We start from the raw sequence: 16,237 nt of genomic DNA on the forward strand, positions 1-16,237 counted from the left end.
GACTTTCAGCCCGTCCGGCGATTGAGGACGGAACCGGGAACCGGACGGACCCGGTGAACCATTCCGGTCACCGCACTAGGCGGCGTCGAGTTCGGCGAACTCCGCTTCGGTGAGCTTCAGGTCGGCCGCTTCCGCCGAGTCGCGAACGGTGGTCGGCCGGGTCGACCCCGGGATCGGGATGACGACGGGGGACTTGGCCAACTCCCAGGCCAGGCACACTTGCTGCGGGCTCACGCCGTGTTCCCCGGCGATCCGGGCGAACGCGGTGTGCGATGAACCCAGGCCGCCCGCCCGGGAGATGCCGCCCAGCGGGCTGTACGGCAGGAAGGCGATCCCCAGCTCGGCGCACAGCCGCAGCTGCGGCTCGCTGTCGCGGGTGGCCGGCGAGAAGTTGTTCTGTACGGACACCAGCCGCTCGCCGAGGATCCCGTGGGCTTCGCGCAGCTGGTCGGAGTTCACATTCGAGATGCCGACCCCGCGGATCTTGCCCGCGTCGTACAGGTCGCGCAGCGCCCCCACGGAGTCGGCGTACGGCACACTCGGGTCCGGCACGTGCAGCTGGTAGAGACCGATGGCGTCCCCGCCCAGTCGCTTGAGCGAGCCCTCGCACGCCTCCCGCAGGGTCGCGGGGTCCCCCTTGAAGGACCAGGCTCCGTCGGCTTCGCGTGCGGCTCCGCCCTTCGTGCCGACCAGCGCCGCGGAGGTGTCGCCGCCGTACGCCGCCAGTGCTCGGGCGATCAGCGACTCGTTGTGCCCGGTCTCGGAGGAGTTCAGGCAGTACGACATGGCCGTGTCGATGAACGAGATCCCGGCGTCGAGCGCTGCATGGATGGTCGCGACCGCGCGTTCCTCATCCGGCCGCCCTTCGATGGACAGTGGCATCCCACCGAGCCCGATGGCGCTGACCATGGCGTTGCCGATACGGCGGTTGTGCATGTCTGTACCCCCCAGGTGACGCGGTGCGAACGCCCGTGACTTTACGCACCGGACGGCCCTTAGGTGTGGGACTTCCGTGATGACCGCGGGCGTGAGGCATCCGGGCCCGGCCGGCGTTGCTGCGCGACGCCCGCTTCGACGTGACGGCCACGGTCGTGGGGCAACCCGCCCCCGCGGAGAAACCCCGCACGGCTGCGGGCTGGTCCGGCGGCGACGGATGTCAGTCGTGGCGGGGGATCCCGGACACGTCGTGGTCGGCGTGGCTGAGGGCTTCGGTGACCAGGCGGGCCAGATGGCCGTCGGCGAGGGTGTAGAGGACGTGGCGGCCGTCCTTGCGGGCGGTGACCAGTCCGGCGAGGCGGAGTTTGGCGAGGTGCTGGCTGACCGCCGGACGGGCGGCGTCGACCGCGGCGGTGAGCGTGGTGACGTCGGCCTCGCCCTTGCCGAGGGTGTGCAGCAGGGCGAGGCGGGTGCGGTCGGCGAGAAGGCCCAGCACATCGGCGGCGCGGACGAACTGCGCGCTGCCCGGCTCTTGTGGGTGCGCATCATGTGCAGGTGAGGGGTGCATGCGTGCGCTCATACGCACATAATGAAGGAGGGTGCAGACCCTGTCCACTTCCCGCCCGCCGTCGAGAGGCCATCCCGTGAGCGACGAGCACCGCCATCATCACCATCACCACGGACATCCGCACGAACCGGCAGCGGTGCGCCGGTCCCCGTGGTCCCGGTGGCGGCATCAGGCGGGGCACCTGCTCCGCCCGCACTCGCACGAATCCGCCGACAAGATCGACGCGGCCCTGGAGTCGTCCGCGCAGGGCATGCGGGCGCTGTGGGTCTCCCTCGCGGTGCTCGGCGTCACGGCAGCGGCTCAGGCCGTCGTCGTGGTGCTGTCGGGCTCGGTCGCGCTGCTGGGCGACACCGTGCACAACGCCGCCGACGCGATGACCGCGCTGCCGCTCGGGGTCGCCTTCCTCCTCGGCCGGCGCGCGGCGACGCGCCGGTTCACGTACGGCTACGGGCGGGCCGAGGACCTGGCCGGGATCGTCATCGTCCTCACCATCGCCGCATCGGCGGCCTTCGCGGCCTGGACCGCGGTCGACCGGCTGCTGCACCCCCAGGACATCCGCTACCTGCCCGCCGTTGCCGTGGCCGCGGTGATCGGGTTCATCGGCAACGAATGGGTGGCCCGCCACCGCATCCGTACCGGGCGGGCGATCGGCTCCGCCGCGCTCGTCGCCGACGGGCTGCACGCCCGCACCGACGGCTTCACCTCGCTCGCCGTGCTGCTGGGCGCGGGCGGGGCCGCCCTGGGCTGGCGGCTCGCCGACCCCGTCGTCGGGCTGGCCATCACGGCGGCGATCCTGCTGGTGCTGCGCGACGCCGCGCGGGAGGTGTTCCGTCGGATCATGGACGCCGTCGACCCCGCCCTGGTCGACGCCGCCGAGCACGCGTTGCTCGACGTACCGGGCGTACACGCGGTGGGCGAGCTGCGCCTGCGGTGGATCGGTCACCGGCTGCGCGCAGAGGTCGCCGTTGCCGTCGACGGCGACCTGAGCGTGCGCGACGCACACCAGGTCGCCGTGGCCGCCGAACACGCCCTGCTCCACGCGGTCCCCCGGCTCACCGCCGCCCTGGTCCACGCCGATCCGGCCCCGGCGCCGGGCACGACCGACCCGCACGCCGCACTGGCGCACCATTTCGCCTGACCGGGGAAGCCGGCGGTGCCGGCTTCCCCGGACCCGAGCAGGCGCGGGTGCGTACTACGTGTTGAGCAGGTCGCTCATCTTCTTGATCTCGGCCGTCTGGGCCGTGATGACCGACGCGGCGAGCGTCTTGGCGGGGCCGTACGCGCCCTTGCTCTGCTCGGTCGTGGCCATTTCGACGGCGCCCTCGTGATGCTGGACCATCATCTGCAGGAACATGGTGTCGAACTCGGTGCCGGACTCCTTGTCGAGTTTGGTCATGTCGGCTGTGCTCATCATCCCCGGCGTGCCGGAGGGCATGTCCATGCCCTCCATTTCCTGGGGGACGGCCTCGCCCCAGGAGGTGAGCCAGCCGGACATGGTCTTGATCTCGGGGTCCTGCGCGCCCTTGATCGTCGTGGCGAGGGACTTGACCTCGGTCGAGGAAGCGCGGGTGGCGGCCAGGTCGGCCATCTCGATGGCCTGACGGTGATGCGTGATCATCTGCTGGGCGAACGCCACGTCCTGGGCGTTGTGCGCGCCGGCCGAGGCCGTGGCGCTCGCGGACGGGGAGCCGGAATTCATGGAGCTCATGTCGTGGCCGCTCGTGCTGCCGCTGTTGCCACAGGCGGCCAGAACGAGGGCGGCGGCGCCGGCGACGGCGACGAGCGTGCTGCGACGAGCCAGAGAACGGTTCGAGGTCATGATCTGAAACTCCTGCGATGAGGGAGGGAAGGCGTACCTGAGCGCGGCGCCGGTCCTCTCGGGGCACCCGGCGCCGAAGGCGTTCGCCTATATCCGCAGGAGTTGGAGTTCGGCCAGTGACGGCGGGGCCCGGCCGCCCTCGGCGGGGTCCGGTACGGAGGCGAGAAGGGTCTCGGCCTCGTCGCCGACGCATACCGGGTCCGGGTTCAGCGCGGGCAGCGCGGGCCCGGCGGCCGGAGCGCCGGACGCGCAGGTCGCATCGGCGTGGTGGGCCTGGCCGTCGCAGCCGTGCCCGGCCGAGCCGCAGTCGCCGTGGGCGAGTATGGCCGTGGCGTGACCCGCGGTGGCCGTCATCCCGTGACCGGGCATCGGCATCGCGGTGGGGCTCAGGCCGTGCATACCGAGCAGGCCCACCAGTAGCCCGAGGACGAGCAGTACGCACGGCCTCGGCAGGGGCCGGGGCCCTTGCTGCGGCTGTCGCACGAACTGATCGAGTCCGGTCACCGGCCCATCGTAGGGGAGTCGCAGCACCGTTTCCTCGGCACGGTACGAGCTTGTCGAAAATACCGGTAGGGGGTATATGGGGAAGTGCCGCTGGACACCCCCTGGTGGAAGGCCACGGTCAACTACGCGACCGAGAAGGCCTGATCGGGGCCTTCGGCCACAACGTCGCCGCCGGCCTGCTCAACCCCATGATCGCGGGCGCCGCGATGGCCTTCTCGTCGGTCTTCGTGGTCGGCAACAGCCTGCGCCTGCGCGGTTTCCGCGCGGCTGGGTGACATCGCCCAGGTCCTGGCGTCCAGGCCGTCGTGGTCATCTCGACCACGGCGGCCGACGCCCTGCGCTGTCCGTTCGGCGCCGGCGCGGGATACCCTTGGGGGGTATGGAACCGCTTGAGAACGTACAGCCGGGATACAGCGACAACAAGGACGACGTCCTCAAACGGCTGCGCCGCATCGAGGGCCAGGTCCGCGGCCTCCAGCGCATGGTGGAGGAGGACCAGTACTGCATCGACGTCCTCACCCAGGTCTCGGCCACTACGAAGGCGTTGCAGTCCGTCGCGATCGAACTGCTCGACGATCACCTCGGGCACTGCGTCCACCAGGCCATCGCCGCGGGGGGAGATGAGGCCCGGGACAAGGTGACCGAGGCTTCACAGGCCATCGCCCGCCTGCTGCGCGCCTGAGCCCGGGTCCCGGGTCCGCCCGCGCGACGGGGGGATTCGGATCGGACGCGGTCTGCCGGGGGAGCAGGAGCGGGGTTGTCAGGATGCGCAGGCCGGCGATCGCGGTGCGCGAGGCTGCCCGGGCACGCCGCTTCGATTGCCGCTGAACCTTGACCGACGGGTCGGACACCGGCGTGCCATGATGCCGGACGGGACCGGCCGGGCGGGGCGGGCGGTGCGAAGGTGATTCGCCGATTTCTGTTATGCCGATACCGACCAGGGACCCTCCTCCAGTCATGACCGAGAATTCACACAGCGGGTACGACGGGCCGGGCGCGCCCCGGTCGCAGGCCGCGGTGGTGGGTGCCGCGCAGCGAGGCGACCAGCGGGCCCTGGACGCGCTCGTGGCCGACTATCTGCCCCTGATCTACAACATCGTGGGACGCGCGCTGGACGCCCCGGCCGACACGGACGACGTCGTGCAGGAGATCATGCTGCAGATGATCCGCGACGTGCGGAAGCTGCGTGACCCTGAGGCGTTCCGCTCCTGGCTGGTCGCCATCGCGATGCGGCAGGTGCGTCGGCACTGGCGGATGCGGCGCAGCGCGCCGGCGACCGCCGGGACCGAAGCCCTGGAGGAGACGGCGCTGCTCGCCGATCCAGGAGCCGACTTCGTCGACCTGACGATCACCGTGTTGCACCTGTCCGGCCAGCGGCAGGAAGCGGCCGAAGCCACGCGTTGGCTGGACGTGGACGACCGGGAGCTGTTGTCCCTGTGGTGGATGGAGGTCGCGGGGCAGCTGACCCGGTCCGAACTGGCCGCCGCGATGGACCTGCCGATGCCGCAGACCGCGGTCCGGGTACAGCGGATGAAGGCCCGGCTGGAAGTCGCGCGATCGGTCGTCCGCGCGCTCGGGGCCGTGCCGCGCTGCCCGGAGATGAACACGGTTCTGGGCGGTTGGGACGGGCGGCCCGCCGGCCTGTGGCGCAAGCGGATCGCCCGGCACGTGCGCACGTGTCCGGCGTGCAGTGGCGTGGCCGTCGACGTGGTGCCGGCGGAGCGGTTGCTGGCCGACCTGGCGATGGTGCCCGTTCCGCCCTTCCTGCTGGGGTTGGTGGCGTCGGGCATCGGAGGCGGCGGTGCGGGCGGGACCGGAGGCGATCCGTCCACCGCGGCGGCCGGTGGTTCAGCCAGGGCCGGGAGGGCGGCGATTCGGGCGGCTGCCCGCAAGTCGGCGGGTGTGTCCTTGGGCAAGGCCGTGGTCATCTCGTCCGCCGCCGCGATGGCCCTCGTCGGTGTCACGACCGCCTACACCCTCAACCTCTTCGGGCAGGGCGGGCAGACCCGGGTCGTCGGCGCCGCCTCGGCGTCTCCGGTCGCCGACGCTCAGCCGTCCGCCACCCTGTCCTCCCCGACGGCCAGGCCTTCCGCGTCCGCGAAGCCGAGCTCCAAGACCTCGCACAAGGCCGCGGCACCGAAACCGGCAGCCAAGAAGACGGCGGCCGTCACCAACACCAAGCTGCCGGTGCGGGCCGCCTTCTACTACCCCTGGTACCCCGAGAACTTCGCGCAAGGGGGCAGCCAGTACACGCCCTCGGCCGGCAAGTACGACGTCGACAAAGCGGCCACCGTCGACCGCCAGATCAAGGACATGCAGTACGGCGGCCTCCAGGCGGGCATCTCCTCCTGGTGGGGCGCGGGCAAGCGCGAGGACAAGCGGCTGCCCCTGCTGATGTCCGAGGGCTCGAAACTCGGCTTCTCCTGGACCGTGTACTACGAGAACGAGGCGTACGCCGACCCCTCCGCGACGGAGATCAGGAAGAACCTGGAATACCTGCGCAAGTACTCCGGCCAGAAGACCTGGCTGCATGTCAACGGCAAACCGGTGATCTTCGTGTACGCCGGAGGCGGCGACGGGTGCGGCATGGCCACCCGGTGGGCGCAGGCCAACAAGACCGAGGGGTACTACGTCGTACTGAAGGTCTTCGGCGGCTACCAGGACTGCGCCAACCAGCCGGCGGGCTGGCACCAGTACGCCTCCGGCCTGGACGTGCAGAAGGGGTACTCGGCGATCCTGTCGCCCGGCTTCTGGAAGAACACCGACACGCAGCCGACGGTCCCGCGCGACCTCGACAAGTTCCGCAAGGACGCCACCACCGTCGCCACATCGGGTGAGCCGTTCCAGCTGGTCGTGACCTACAACGAGTGGGGCGAGGGGACGGCGGTCGAGTCGTCCACGGACTGGCCCAGCTCCAGCGGCCACGGCGCCTACATCGACATCCTGCACCAGGTCTTCTCCGCGCATCCGCGCTGAGCCTTCCGGCTCTTCGCGGACGAGCGCACGGCCTCCGGCGGGCCGAGGATGGGGGCATGCCGGACAGATCGGCCGCCATCGATGAGCAGGCGGTCCTCGACGAGCTGTACGGGCTGCGGCCGGAAGGGTTCACCGCGGCCCGTACCCGGCATGCCACCCGCGCCCGGCAGGCCGGCGACCGCGAGCTCGCGGCCCGGATCACCGCGCTGCGCCGCCCGACCGTGGCCGCGTGGGCCAGCAACCAGCTGGTGCGGGCCCACCCCGAACAGGTGGAGCCGATCCTCCGGCTGGGGGAGGGCCTGCGCCGGGCCCACCGCGAGCTGGACGGCGGGCAACTGCGCGAGCTCACCCAGCAGCAGCGCAGCCTCGTCCAAGCCCTGTCGGCCCAGGCCCGCCGACTCGCGGCGGAAGCCGGGGAGCCGTTGCACGAGGGGGCCGTCGGCGAAGTCGAGCAGACCCTGCACGCGGCTCTGGCCGACCCCGACGCCGCCCAGCAGTGGGCGGCCGGCCGGCTCACCCGCGCCCTGTCCGCCTCCGTCGACCTCGCAGGCGCCACCAGTCCGCTCACCCCGGCGCCACAACACAAGCAGGAGCGCACCGGGGCGAAGGCCGACGCGGCCGAGCGCGAGCGGCAGGAGCGCATCGCCCAGGCCCGCCGACAGGCCGAGACCGACGCGCGGGAGGCAGCCGCCCGCGAGGACGCCGCAACCACCGCCCGCCAGACCCTCGACGCCGCCGAAGCGGACCTGGCCCGGGCCGACGCCGACCTCAAGCGCCTCACCGGCGAGCTGCGCCAGGCCGAGGCGGCCCAGCGCAAAGCACAGAACGCCCGGGACGAGGCCGACCGCCGGTGGCAGCGGGCCGAGGCAGCAGCCGAGCAGGCCCGACAGCAGGCTGCCATCAGCGCCGCCGGCGCCGAGGAAGCGGGCTCCGCCTGACAGCGACGGCGGTCAGTCGTCGAGAACGCCGAGATCGAGTTGACGGAGCCGGTCCGGCGCCGCGATCACGTCGATTTCGGTGTGCGTGGATCGCTGAGCGCGGTGGTCACGAGGTCGAGGAAGCGGTCGAAGTCGAGAGCGGATACGGTCCGGATGAGGGGCAGGTCCTCGCGGCCGTGGTGCGCACGCCGCTCGACGACCGTCATGCCACGGGTCAGTTCGCCGCGGCGTTCGACGTCGCAGCGGACTTCGACGCACTCGATGAGGGTGGGGTCGATGAGGGCGGCGACGGCCACGCTGTCGATGAGCGAGCAGTACGACTGGTAGCCGCGGCCGTTGACGTAGTCCACGACCCGGGCGGCGAGGTCGGCTTCGGGGGTCTGTGCGCGGCGGAGCCGGTCGAGGTCGGCGTCGCGGAAGTTGATGCGGGGATGGGTGGCGATGTCGAGTCCGACGGCCACGAGGTTGAACCCGGCCCGGAAGACCCGGTGGGCCGCTTCGGGGTCGACGAAGATGTTCCACTCGCTGACCGCGTTGTCGCCGGTGGCCTGGGACCAGGCGTAGGGGGTGAGTCCGTAGGAGCCGCCGATGATGACCAGTTCGGTCACCTTCTCGGGCAGGTGCGGGTCGATCTCCAGGGCGAGGGCGATGTTGGTCAGCGGCGCGAGTGCCGCGATGCAGATGTCGCCGGCGTGGGCGTTGACGGTGTCCACGATCAGTTGCGGGGCCGGGCGCGGGTCGACGCTGCGCGCCGAGAGGGGGAAGTGGGATTCGGCGAGGCCGTCGCTGCCGTGCGAGAAGGGGTCGACCGGGTAGTCGCCGTCCAGCGGAAGCAGCGGGCCCTGGCCGACCGGGATGTCGGCGCGGTCGAGCAGGTCGAGGACGCGTAGCGCGTTCGCGGCGGTCCTGTCCGAGGTCAGGTTGCCGGTCGCGGCGGTGACCGCGCGGGTGCGCAGCTCGCGCGACTTCAGCGCGAGGATGATCGCGAGGGCGTCGTCCATGCCTGGGTCGGTGTCGATCAGGAGGTTCTTCATGGGCGCCTCTTTCGCATCCTGCATCCGGACTCCGGCATCCGGGGACGCCAAAGGTATGGTAGGTATAACAACAAGAAGATTCAACGGGGGCAGGTGATGTCGGCGCGCGGAGGAACGCGGAGGAACGCGGGTGTCCCAGGGGCTCGTTGCGGTGTTCTCCCACGTCGTGACCGACGAGGTGTACACGGCGGACGGCAGGCCGGCGGCCCGTGAGGTCGGCGGGGCCGGGGCGTACGCCGCGGTCGGGGCGAGCCTGGTGACCGCATCGTGGGCCACGGCCATCGTGTCGGGCGTCGGTGCGTCGGACCAGCGGCGACTGAGCCAGTGGTTCCGTCGGCGCGAGGTCGACCCGGTCGGACTGTTCGAGGTCGGTGAGCACAGCCCGGTCACCCGCGTGCGTTATCGCCAGGACGGGGAGCGTGTCGAGGAGTCCGTGCTCGGGGACGCGCACTTCGCCGCACACACCCCTTTCCCCAGCCGGTCGCCGGTCGGGCCGGACCGGTTGGCGGGGGCGTATCTCTTCCACGACGCCGACGAGCGGTACTGGGGCGAGGTCGCCGCGGTATGCCCGCGCTGGCGTGGCCCGGTCCTCTGGGAGATCGCCGCTGACGCCTGCACCCCCGCGGCCCTTGCCCGGGTGACGGAACTGGCCGGGCTCGTCGACGTACTGTCGCTCAACGCCGCGGAGGCGGCGACCCTGACCGGCCGCACGGACCCGCTCGACGCGCTGGCCGCACTGCCCGACGGGCTCGTGGTGGTCCTGCGGTGCGGCGCCGCCGGGTCGCTGGTCCGGCAGGGCCGCAGGACCTGGCAGGTGGGGACGGCGCCCGGACCGGTGGTCGACCCGACCGGCGGCGGCAACGCCTACTCGGGCGCCTTCCTGGCCGCGTACTCCTGGACCGGCGACGTCCCCGCCTCGGCGCGGGCGGCCGCGGCCGCCGCCTCCCGGGTCATCGCCCGGTACGGCGCTCCGCCCGTCGGTCACAGGGAGCGCGACGACATCCGCCGCGCCGCCCGCCACGTGACGGTGTCCGCGATCACCACCTGACCAAGGAGCAGCAGATATGGCCGATGGAGCAGACATGGCCGACATACCAGGCCCGGGCTGGAACCCCGCCCGGATCTACGACGACTACCGCTTCGCCGGCCACCTGCCCCGCCGCGGCCTGCTCCGGGACGGCAGGCCCGCGCTGTCCGGCATCGACCCGCGGCGCGTGGCCCGCTACGTCCTGGTGACCGTGCGCGATCCGCTCTGTGCGTACGACGAGGATCCGGCCGAGCAGATCGCGGGGCGGCTCGACGGGCCCGAACGGATCGGCAACTCGGGGATGTTCACGACGTACTCGGGGCGCTACGAGGGCGTGCCGGTGACGGTCGTCTCGGGCGGGAGCGGCTCTCCAGAGGCGGAGCTGATCATGCATGAGCTGCTGGAGTTCACCGACGCGGACACCTTCGTACGGGTCGGCGGGTCCGGCGGCATCCACCCGCGGGCGATGCCCGGGGACGTGGTGGTCACCACCGGGGTCGTCCGGGACGAGGGGATGACGCGCGCCTACATCCCGGCGTCCTATCCGGCGGTCGCCCACCACGAAGTGGTCCTCGCGATGTCGCGGGCCGCCGTCGAGCTCGGCTGCACCTTCCATCAGGGCGTCACCAGGTCCAGTGACTCCGACTTCTGCGGGGTGGGCCGCCCCGGAGTGGGTGGTTACTTTCAGCCATGGCACCTGGACATCCTCGAAACCTGGGCCCGGGCCGGCGTGCTCAACGGGGACCGGGAGTCCGCAGCCGTGGTGACGCTCGCCGGGCTGTTCGGCAGGCGGGGCGGCTCGGTCTGTTCCGTCGCCGACAACGTCATTGCCAACAGGCCCTTCACCGCAGGGGCGGGTCATGTGGCGGCTGTCGACGTCGCGTTGCGCGGAGTGGTCCAGCTCGCCCATCTCGACGACGCCAAGGCCGCCTCGGGCAGCGGCCACTGGGTGCCGGCGTCCTTCGAAGCCCTGGCCGAAAATCGTTGACACTGCCCAACAGTGGTCCTATGGTACTGAGATCAGTACCAATACAGTGCCAAGAACGATGAGGTTTGCGGTGCTCCTGGTGGCCCCTGGAAGGGGCCCGGCGTGCGGTAGCAAAAGGAGCTGGTACATGAGCAGATCAGGGATCCGGATGCTCGGCGCGGGCCTGGCGGCGATGGCGGCCGTACTCTCCGCGTGCTCCGGCGGCAGCTCCTCGGCCGCCGGTGGTCGTCAGACCCTCCAACTGTGGTTCTGGGGCGCGTCGCCGCAGCAGCAGAAGACCATGCAATCGGTGCTCGTCGACGGGTTCGACAAGTCGCAGAGCAAGTACGACCTCAAAGTCACCTTCAACAACGCCGTGGACAAGAACGTCCAGGTGGCGCTGTCCGCCAACAAGGGCCCCGACATCGTCTACGGATCGGGGCCGTCCTTCTCGGCGGCCTACGCCGTCCAGGGCAAGCTGGCCGACATGACCCCGTACGCGGAGAAGTACGGGTGGAAGGACCGGATCCTGGCGCCGATGTACGAGTCGGGGACCATGCACGGCAAGCTCTACTCGCTGCCCAACTCGCTGGAGAACCTCGGGATCTTCTACAACAAGAAGGTCCTCGCCAAGTTGGGCGTCGGGGTGCCGACCACCTTCGCCGAGCTGACCGCCGACATGGACAAGGCCGCCAAGGCGGGCATGTACCCCTCGGTCACCGGCAACAAGGGCTGGAAGCCGGTCAACCAGAACTACATCTCGATGTTCCTGACCCACGTGGCAGGCGGCAAGACCGTCTACGACGCGCTGCAGGGCAAGATCAAGTGGACCGACCCGAAGATCGTCAAGGCCGTCAACGACTCCGCCGCCTTCTACAAGAAGGGCTACCTCGGCGGGAAGGACTACGCGAACCTGAACTTCGAGGAGTCCATGCAGTTGCTGGCCCAGGGCAAGTCACCCTTCTTCTTCGGCCCCACCCTGGCCTTCCAGTTCGCCAGTGACTACTTCAACGACGCGGCCGGGAACACCTCCGACCTGGCGTTCGCCCCCTTCCCGAACGTCACCCCGGGGCTGCCCTCGCCCAGCGGGACCCTCGGCACCACCGCCTCGCTGTCCATCAACGCCCACTCCGCGAACAAGGACGGGGCGGCCGAGGTGATCGACTACATGATGAGCGACACGTTCGCCCAGGAGATGAACAAGACCTGGCCGGGCTACTGGGGCGTCCCGCTCAAGAACTTCAACCTCGACCCCGCCTCCTACACCGGTCTGTCCAAGGCGTTCGTCCAGTCGGTCAAGGACACGATCGCCACCGTCAGCAAGGGCAACTACGGCTTCTTCGCCGGCACCTTCTTCCCGCCGGCCACCGCCACCGCCTTCACCGACGTGGACGGGGTCTGGCTCGGCACCGAGAGTACGAGCGCCTTCCTGGACAAGATCCAGTCGACCTTCGCCGCAGAGAAGGCCAAGGGTCTGGTACCACCGGTGCCCCAGCCCGCCGGGTAACGGTCCCCCCCACCCAACCGGAACCGTCGGATGCCGCGGCCGCACAGCGCGGCATCCGACGCTCGGAGGAACGCGAGCATGACAGCTACGGCAACTGTGGCGCCCCACCGGGACGGCCGGACCCCCGCGCCGGACCAGCGGGCCCGCCGCGCCTACCGGCGGCGCCGGTCCCTGGTCAACCACCTGCTGGTCGCACCGGCCCTGCTGCTGTCGGTGCTGGTCGTCGTCGTACCCGGCGTCCTGACCGCGATGGCCGCCTTCACCGACTGGACCGGCGTCGGTTTCAAGGCGAACTACGTCGGCCTGAGCAACTTCCGCGACATCCTGGCCGACCCCGTCTTCGCCACCGCGCTGGGCAACAACATCAAATGGCTCGCCCTCTTCCTCACCCTCCCCGCCGTCATCGGTCTGCTCACCGCGTGGCTCCTGCTCCGCAGGCGCCGTACGCGCACCTTCTACCAGGTTGTCTACCTGATGCCGTACGTCCTGGCGCCGGTGGTCAACGCGATGGTGTGGTTGAGCATCATCTACAACCCCAACGGCGGGGTCACCGGGGTCCTGCACATCAGCTCACCGCTGTCCAGCCTGCACGGCGCGATCTACGCGGCCGCCGCGGTCGACATGTGGCACTACTGGGGCTTCCTCACCGTCGTCTACCTCGGCGCCATGAGACAGACACCGGTCGACCAGGTCGAGGCGGCCATCGTCGACGGCGCCGGCTCCTGGCAGGTCTTCCGGCACGTCTACCTCCCGAGCATCCGCCCCACGCTGCTGCTCATGGGCGTGATGACGGTCATCTTCTCCTTCCTCGCCTTCGACTACGTCTACCTGCTCACGCAGGGCGGCCCCGCGCACGCCAGCGAGGTGATGGGCACCTACGCCTACGCCTTCGCCTTCTCGGCGTTCGAGTTCGGCAAGGCGTCCGCCGTCGGGCTCATCATGAGCTTCTTCGGACTGATCGCCTCGTGCGTCTACACGTGGATGAGCCGGAGGCAACTCACGTCATGAAGAACCACAGCATGAAGAACCGTTTCAAGGGCCTCACGGCCCACACCGTGCTCCTGGTGTTCGCCGCGACCGCGCTCTTCCCGCTGCTGCTGGTCGTTCTCAACAGCTTCAAGTCCAACGCGGGCGTCACCGGCAGCCCCTTCTCGCTCCCGAAGTCCTTCAGCCTGTCGAACTTCACGACGGCCTGGCAGTACGGCCAGTTCGGCACCGGATTCGTCAACAGCGTCCTGCTGACCGGGACCACGGTCGTCGTCGTGCTCCTCTGCTCGTCCCTGGCCGGGTACGTCCTCGCCGGGCAGAAGATCCGCATGTGGCCCGCGGTCATGGTCTACCTGACCATGGCCATGACGGTGCCGATCCAGCTGTTCATCTTTCCCCTGTACGCGGGGGTCGCCGCCCTGGGCCTGCTCGACAACGTTTTCGCGGTCGGCGTGATCCTCGCCGCGATCAACATGCCGTTCGCGACCTTCCTGATGCGTACGTTCTTCCTCAACGTCCCCAAGGAGCTCGAAGAGGCGGCACTGGTCGACGGCGCCAACGTCTTCCAGCTGATCCACCGGGTCCTCCTCCCCGTCGTACGGCCCGGTCTGATCACCGTGGGGGTCATCGTCGGCCTGAACGCCTGGAACGACTTCCTCATCTCCTCGACCTTCCTGCACGACCCGTCCGTCCAGACCGTCACCCTGGGCTTCCTGTCGATGAACGGCACCTTCTCCACCCAGCTCGGGGCCATGATGGCGGGCGCCCTCATCCTGATCCTCCCGGTCCTCGGCGTCTTCATCGCCCTGCAGCGCTACGTCGTGGACGGCATGGCCGGCGGCGCGGTCAAGGGGTGACATGACGACGACACTTCACTCCGAGCAGACGACACGTCACTCCGAGCAGGTGTACGCCGGAGTTCTCGGCAAGATCATCGGTGTTTATCTCGGACGCCCCGTAGAAGGCTGGCCCTACCAGGACATCACCGACCGGTTCGGAGAGGTCGGCCGGTACGTCAACGACGACCTGGGCGTCCCGCTGATCGTCGCCGACGACGACATCTCCGGCACCCTCGCCTTCGCCCGCGTCGTCCTCGACAACCCGGGCCGGACGGTCGAAGCGGCCGACGTCGGCGACACCTGGCTCAACTACGTCATCGAGGACCGCACCATCCTGTGGTGGGGCGGCATGGGCCGGTCCACCGAGCACACCGCCTACCTCAACCTGCGCCGCGGCATACCGGCCCCGCGCAGCGGATCCATCGCCGTCAACGGCCGCACCCTCGCCGAGCAGATCGGCGCCCAGATCTTCAGCGACGCCTTCGGCCTGATGTGCCCCGGCGATCCCGACCGAGCCGTCGCCCTCACCCGGTCCGCCGCATCCGTCAGCCACGACGGCGACGCGCTGGAGTCGGCCGGACTGCTCGCCGCCATGCGCGCGCTGGCCTTCGACGAGCCCGACCTGGACCGCCTCCTCGACGCCGGCGCCGGCTACGTACGCTCCCCGGCCGTGCGCGGCCTGCTGGACGACGTCCGCGCCAACTGCTCGCCCGACCGTGACTGGCGCGACATCCGCGACTGGGTGGACCGGCACTACGGCTACGCCCGCTACCCCGGCCCCTGCCATGCGCTGTCCAACCTGGCGATGTCGCTCGGCGCGCTCCTGGCCGCCGGCGACAGCTTCCACGCCTCCGTGATGATCGCGTCGTCCGTCGGCTTCGACACCGACAGCAACGCCGGGACCGTGGGCTGCCTCAACGGCGTACGCCTCGGTCTCGACGCGCTCAGCGAGGGCCCCGACCTCCGAACCCCGGTGGCCGACCGGCTGCTCGTCGTCACCGCCGACGGAGGGGAGTGCGTCAGCGACGCCACCCGCGAGGCCGACCGGATCCTCGCCTCCGCCGCCGCCCTCGCCGGGGGTGAACTCCCGCCGCCCCGGCCCCGATTCACCTTCGCCTACCCCGGCTCGGTCCAGGGCTTCACCGCCTGCCCGTACCACCCGGGCGCCGACGTCCACGGGACCGGGAACGGTTTGCGCGTAGGGCTCGGCGGTTCTCCCGACGCGGTGACAGGGCACGTCTCCACGCCCACCTTCCTCGACCCCGCCGACACCAGCGGCAACTTCTCCACCCTCGCCAGCCCCACCCTCTACCCCGGCCAGACGCTCACCGCCCGCCTGTCCGCCACCCGCGACGGCACGACCGTCCGCCCCTACGTCCTGTACGCCGACGGGGGTCACACCAGGACGGTCCTCGGCGAAGCGCACCCCCTCGGCCCCGCCCCCCGTACGGTCACCTGGCAGGTCCCTCCCGCCGGCGGCAATGTGCCCTTCCGGGTCGGATTCGCCTTCACCGCCGACGCGGACACCGGCACGGAAGCCTTCCTGCACGAACTGGACTGGCGTGGCGCGCCGGAGCACTTCGAGCAGAGCGGCGTCCTGCTCTCCTCGATCTGGGACACCAGGCCGCCGGCGCTCGCGCCCTGGGTGAGCTCGGCGAAGAACTTCGAGGCCGACTTCGCCGTCACGTACTCCGTCTCCCACCCGGAAGCCCTCGGCGTCGTCACGACCGGGACCCGGGAGTGGACCGACTACGCCGTCGCCAGCCGGCTCACCCTCTCCCTGCACGAGACCGCCGGCCTCGTGGTCCGCAGCAGGGGCCACCGCCGCTTCTACGCGGGGGTCTTCACCGGCGGAGACCGCCTGCGTCTGCTCCACCAGCGCGACGGCGAACGCCACATCCTGGCCGAGATCCCGTTCCGGTACGAGCGCGACCGCCCCTACGCCGTGGAGCTGCGCTGCCGTGGCGAGGACCTCGAGCTGTCCGTCGACGGCAGCACCCGGCTCACCGGCACCACCGCCGACACCCTCGGCGGCGGCACCGGCTTCCTCGTCGAACGCGGCGCCGTCGCCGCCGACGGCGTACGCATCGCACGACTCGCACCCAGGCGGGATGGCGTGGGCAACCACCCATGAA

16 protein-coding genes are annotated in these 16,237 nt (G+C 70.6%); 11 read left to right on the plus strand and 5 right to left on the minus strand.

The window, feature by feature from the left end:
* Window positions 1–75 precede the first annotated feature (75 nt).
* Together ACFXJ5_RS39205 and ACFXJ5_RS39210 are read right to left on the minus strand one after the other, a co-directional pair.
* Window positions 76–936 carry an aldo/keto reductase gene (locus ACFXJ5_RS39205; RefSeq protein ID WP_384642621.1) on the minus strand — a complete coding sequence of 287 codons (861 nt, stop codon included), beginning with the start codon at window positions 934–936 and terminating at the stop codon, window positions 76–78.
* A gap of 220 nt (window positions 937–1,156) precedes the next feature.
* Window positions 1,157–1,516: an ArsR/SmtB family transcription factor gene (locus tag ACFXJ5_RS39210; RefSeq protein ID WP_384642623.1), complete on the minus strand. Its 360-nt coding sequence runs from the start codon at window positions 1,514–1,516 to the stop codon at window positions 1,157–1,159.
* 64 nt (window positions 1,517–1,580) lie between these two features.
* On the opposite strand from ACFXJ5_RS39210, the gene ACFXJ5_RS39215 reads away from it, so the two are divergent.
* A complete protein-coding gene (locus ACFXJ5_RS39215; RefSeq protein WP_384642626.1) occupies window positions 1,581–2,642 on the plus strand; it encodes a cation diffusion facilitator family transporter in 1,062 nt (353 codons plus the stop codon).
* A gap of 54 nt (window positions 2,643–2,696) precedes the next feature.
* Here the strand turns inward: ACFXJ5_RS39215 and ACFXJ5_RS39220 are convergent, their stop codons facing one another.
* Together ACFXJ5_RS39220 and ACFXJ5_RS39225 are read right to left on the minus strand one after the other, a co-directional pair.
* Window positions 2,697–3,323 (minus strand): DUF305 domain-containing protein, encoded by a 627-nt coding sequence (locus tag ACFXJ5_RS39220; protein WP_384642628.1) that lies wholly within the window; start codon window positions 3,321–3,323, stop codon window positions 2,697–2,699.
* Window positions 3,324–3,410: 87 nt separating this feature from the next.
* Window positions 3,411–3,827 (minus strand): DUF6153 family protein, encoded by a 417-nt coding sequence (locus ACFXJ5_RS39225; RefSeq protein ID WP_384642631.1) that lies wholly within the window; start codon window positions 3,825–3,827, stop codon window positions 3,411–3,413.
* Between the two features lie 104 nt (window positions 3,828–3,931).
* On the opposite strand from ACFXJ5_RS39225, the gene ACFXJ5_RS39230 reads away from it, so the two are divergent.
* The 4 genes from ACFXJ5_RS39230 to ACFXJ5_RS39245 all read left to right on the plus strand — a co-directional run bounded on the left by ACFXJ5_RS39230 (window position 3,932) and on the right by ACFXJ5_RS39245 (window position 7,741).
* Window positions 3,932–4,102, plus strand: coding sequence for a hypothetical protein (locus tag ACFXJ5_RS39230; RefSeq protein WP_384642685.1), 171 nt, complete (start codon window positions 3,932–3,934; stop codon window positions 4,100–4,102).
* 104 nt (window positions 4,103–4,206) lie between these two features.
* A complete protein-coding gene (locus ACFXJ5_RS39235) occupies window positions 4,207–4,509 on the plus strand; it encodes a metal-sensitive transcriptional regulator (protein WP_384642634.1) in 303 nt (100 codons plus the stop codon).
* Between the two features lie 275 nt (window positions 4,510–4,784).
* Entirely contained in the window at window positions 4,785–6,803 is a 2,019-nt protein-coding gene (locus ACFXJ5_RS39240) for a sigma-70 family RNA polymerase sigma factor (RefSeq protein ID WP_384642637.1), read from the plus strand.
* Window positions 6,804–6,859: 56 nt separating this feature from the next.
* Entirely contained in the window at window positions 6,860–7,741 is an 882-nt protein-coding gene (locus ACFXJ5_RS39245; protein WP_384642640.1) for a hypothetical protein, read from the plus strand.
* A 65-nt stretch (window positions 7,742–7,806) separates the two neighbouring features.
* On the opposite strand, the gene ACFXJ5_RS39250 is transcribed toward ACFXJ5_RS39245, so the two are convergent.
* Entirely contained in the window at window positions 7,807–8,775 is a 969-nt protein-coding gene (locus ACFXJ5_RS39250) for a nucleoside hydrolase (RefSeq protein WP_384642643.1), read from the minus strand.
* Between the two features lie 130 nt (window positions 8,776–8,905).
* Here ACFXJ5_RS39250 and ACFXJ5_RS39255 point away from each other — a divergent pair, with 130 nt between their 5' ends.
* From ACFXJ5_RS39255 to ACFXJ5_RS39280, 6 genes are all read left to right on the plus strand, one after another.
* On the plus strand, window positions 8,906–9,823 hold the full coding sequence (locus ACFXJ5_RS39255; protein ID WP_384642645.1) for a PfkB family carbohydrate kinase: 918 nt from the start codon (window positions 8,906–8,908) through the stop codon (window positions 9,821–9,823).
* A gap of 34 nt (window positions 9,824–9,857) precedes the next feature.
* Window positions 9,858–10,790 carry a nucleoside phosphorylase gene (locus tag ACFXJ5_RS39260; protein WP_384642648.1) on the plus strand — a complete coding sequence of 311 codons (933 nt, stop codon included), beginning with the start codon at window positions 9,858–9,860 and terminating at the stop codon, window positions 10,788–10,790.
* 127 nt (window positions 10,791–10,917) lie between these two features.
* Window positions 10,918–12,276, plus strand: a complete 1,359-nt coding sequence (locus tag ACFXJ5_RS39265; protein ID WP_384642651.1) for an ABC transporter substrate-binding protein — start codon at window positions 10,918–10,920, stop codon at window positions 12,274–12,276.
* Between the two features lie 78 nt (window positions 12,277–12,354).
* Complete coding sequence (locus ACFXJ5_RS39270; protein ID WP_384642653.1) at window positions 12,355–13,284, plus strand: carbohydrate ABC transporter permease; 930 nt, start codon at window positions 12,355–12,357, stop codon at window positions 13,282–13,284.
* Between the two features lie 11 nt (window positions 13,285–13,295).
* On the plus strand, window positions 13,296–14,120 hold the full coding sequence (locus tag ACFXJ5_RS39275) for a carbohydrate ABC transporter permease (protein WP_384642655.1): 825 nt from the start codon (window positions 13,296–13,298) through the stop codon (window positions 14,118–14,120).
* Between the two features lies 1 nt (window position 14,121).
* Window positions 14,122–16,236, plus strand: a complete 2,115-nt coding sequence (locus ACFXJ5_RS39280) for an ADP-ribosylglycohydrolase family protein (RefSeq protein ID WP_384642657.1) — start codon at window positions 14,122–14,124, stop codon at window positions 16,234–16,236.
* The last annotated feature ends 1 nt before the right edge of the window (window position 16,237 follow it).

Source organism: Streptomyces sp. NPDC059373 (assembly GCF_042751495.1).
In the GTDB taxonomy this organism is placed as follows: domain Bacteria; phylum Actinomycetota; class Actinomycetes; order Streptomycetales; family Streptomycetaceae; genus Actinacidiphila.

Excerpts from the sequence above, each read along its gene's own strand:
- ACFXJ5_RS39280 (WP_384642657.1), top strand. The coding sequence starts at position 14,122 with ATGACGACGACACTTCACTCCGAGCAGACGACACGTCACTCCGAGCAG.
- ACFXJ5_RS39240 (WP_384642637.1), top strand. The coding sequence starts at position 4,785 with ATGACCGAGAATTCACACAGCGGGTACGACGGGCCGGGCGCGCCCCGG.
- ACFXJ5_RS39260 (WP_384642648.1), top strand. The coding sequence starts at position 9,858 with ATGGCCGACATACCAGGCCCGGGCTGGAACCCCGCCCGGATCTACGAC.
- ACFXJ5_RS39205 (WP_384642621.1), bottom strand. The coding sequence starts at position 936 with ATGCACAACCGCCGTATCGGCAACGCCATGGTCAGCGCCATCGGGCTC.
- ACFXJ5_RS39245 (WP_384642640.1), top strand. The coding sequence starts at position 6,860 with ATGCCGGACAGATCGGCCGCCATCGATGAGCAGGCGGTCCTCGACGAG.
- ACFXJ5_RS39265 (WP_384642651.1), top strand. The coding sequence starts at position 10,918 with ATGAGCAGATCAGGGATCCGGATGCTCGGCGCGGGCCTGGCGGCGATG.
- ACFXJ5_RS39250 (WP_384642643.1), bottom strand. The coding sequence starts at position 8,775 with ATGAAGAACCTCCTGATCGACACCGACCCAGGCATGGACGACGCCCTC.
- ACFXJ5_RS39220 (WP_384642628.1), bottom strand. The coding sequence starts at position 3,323 with ATGACCTCGAACCGTTCTCTGGCTCGTCGCAGCACGCTCGTCGCCGTC.
- ACFXJ5_RS39235 (WP_384642634.1), top strand. The coding sequence starts at position 4,207 with ATGGAACCGCTTGAGAACGTACAGCCGGGATACAGCGACAACAAGGAC.
- ACFXJ5_RS39275 (WP_384642655.1), top strand. The coding sequence starts at position 13,296 with ATGAAGAACCGTTTCAAGGGCCTCACGGCCCACACCGTGCTCCTGGTG.
- ACFXJ5_RS39210 (WP_384642623.1), bottom strand. The coding sequence starts at position 1,516 with ATGAGCGCACGCATGCACCCCTCACCTGCACATGATGCGCACCCACAA.
- ACFXJ5_RS39270 (WP_384642653.1), top strand. The coding sequence starts at position 12,355 with ATGACAGCTACGGCAACTGTGGCGCCCCACCGGGACGGCCGGACCCCC.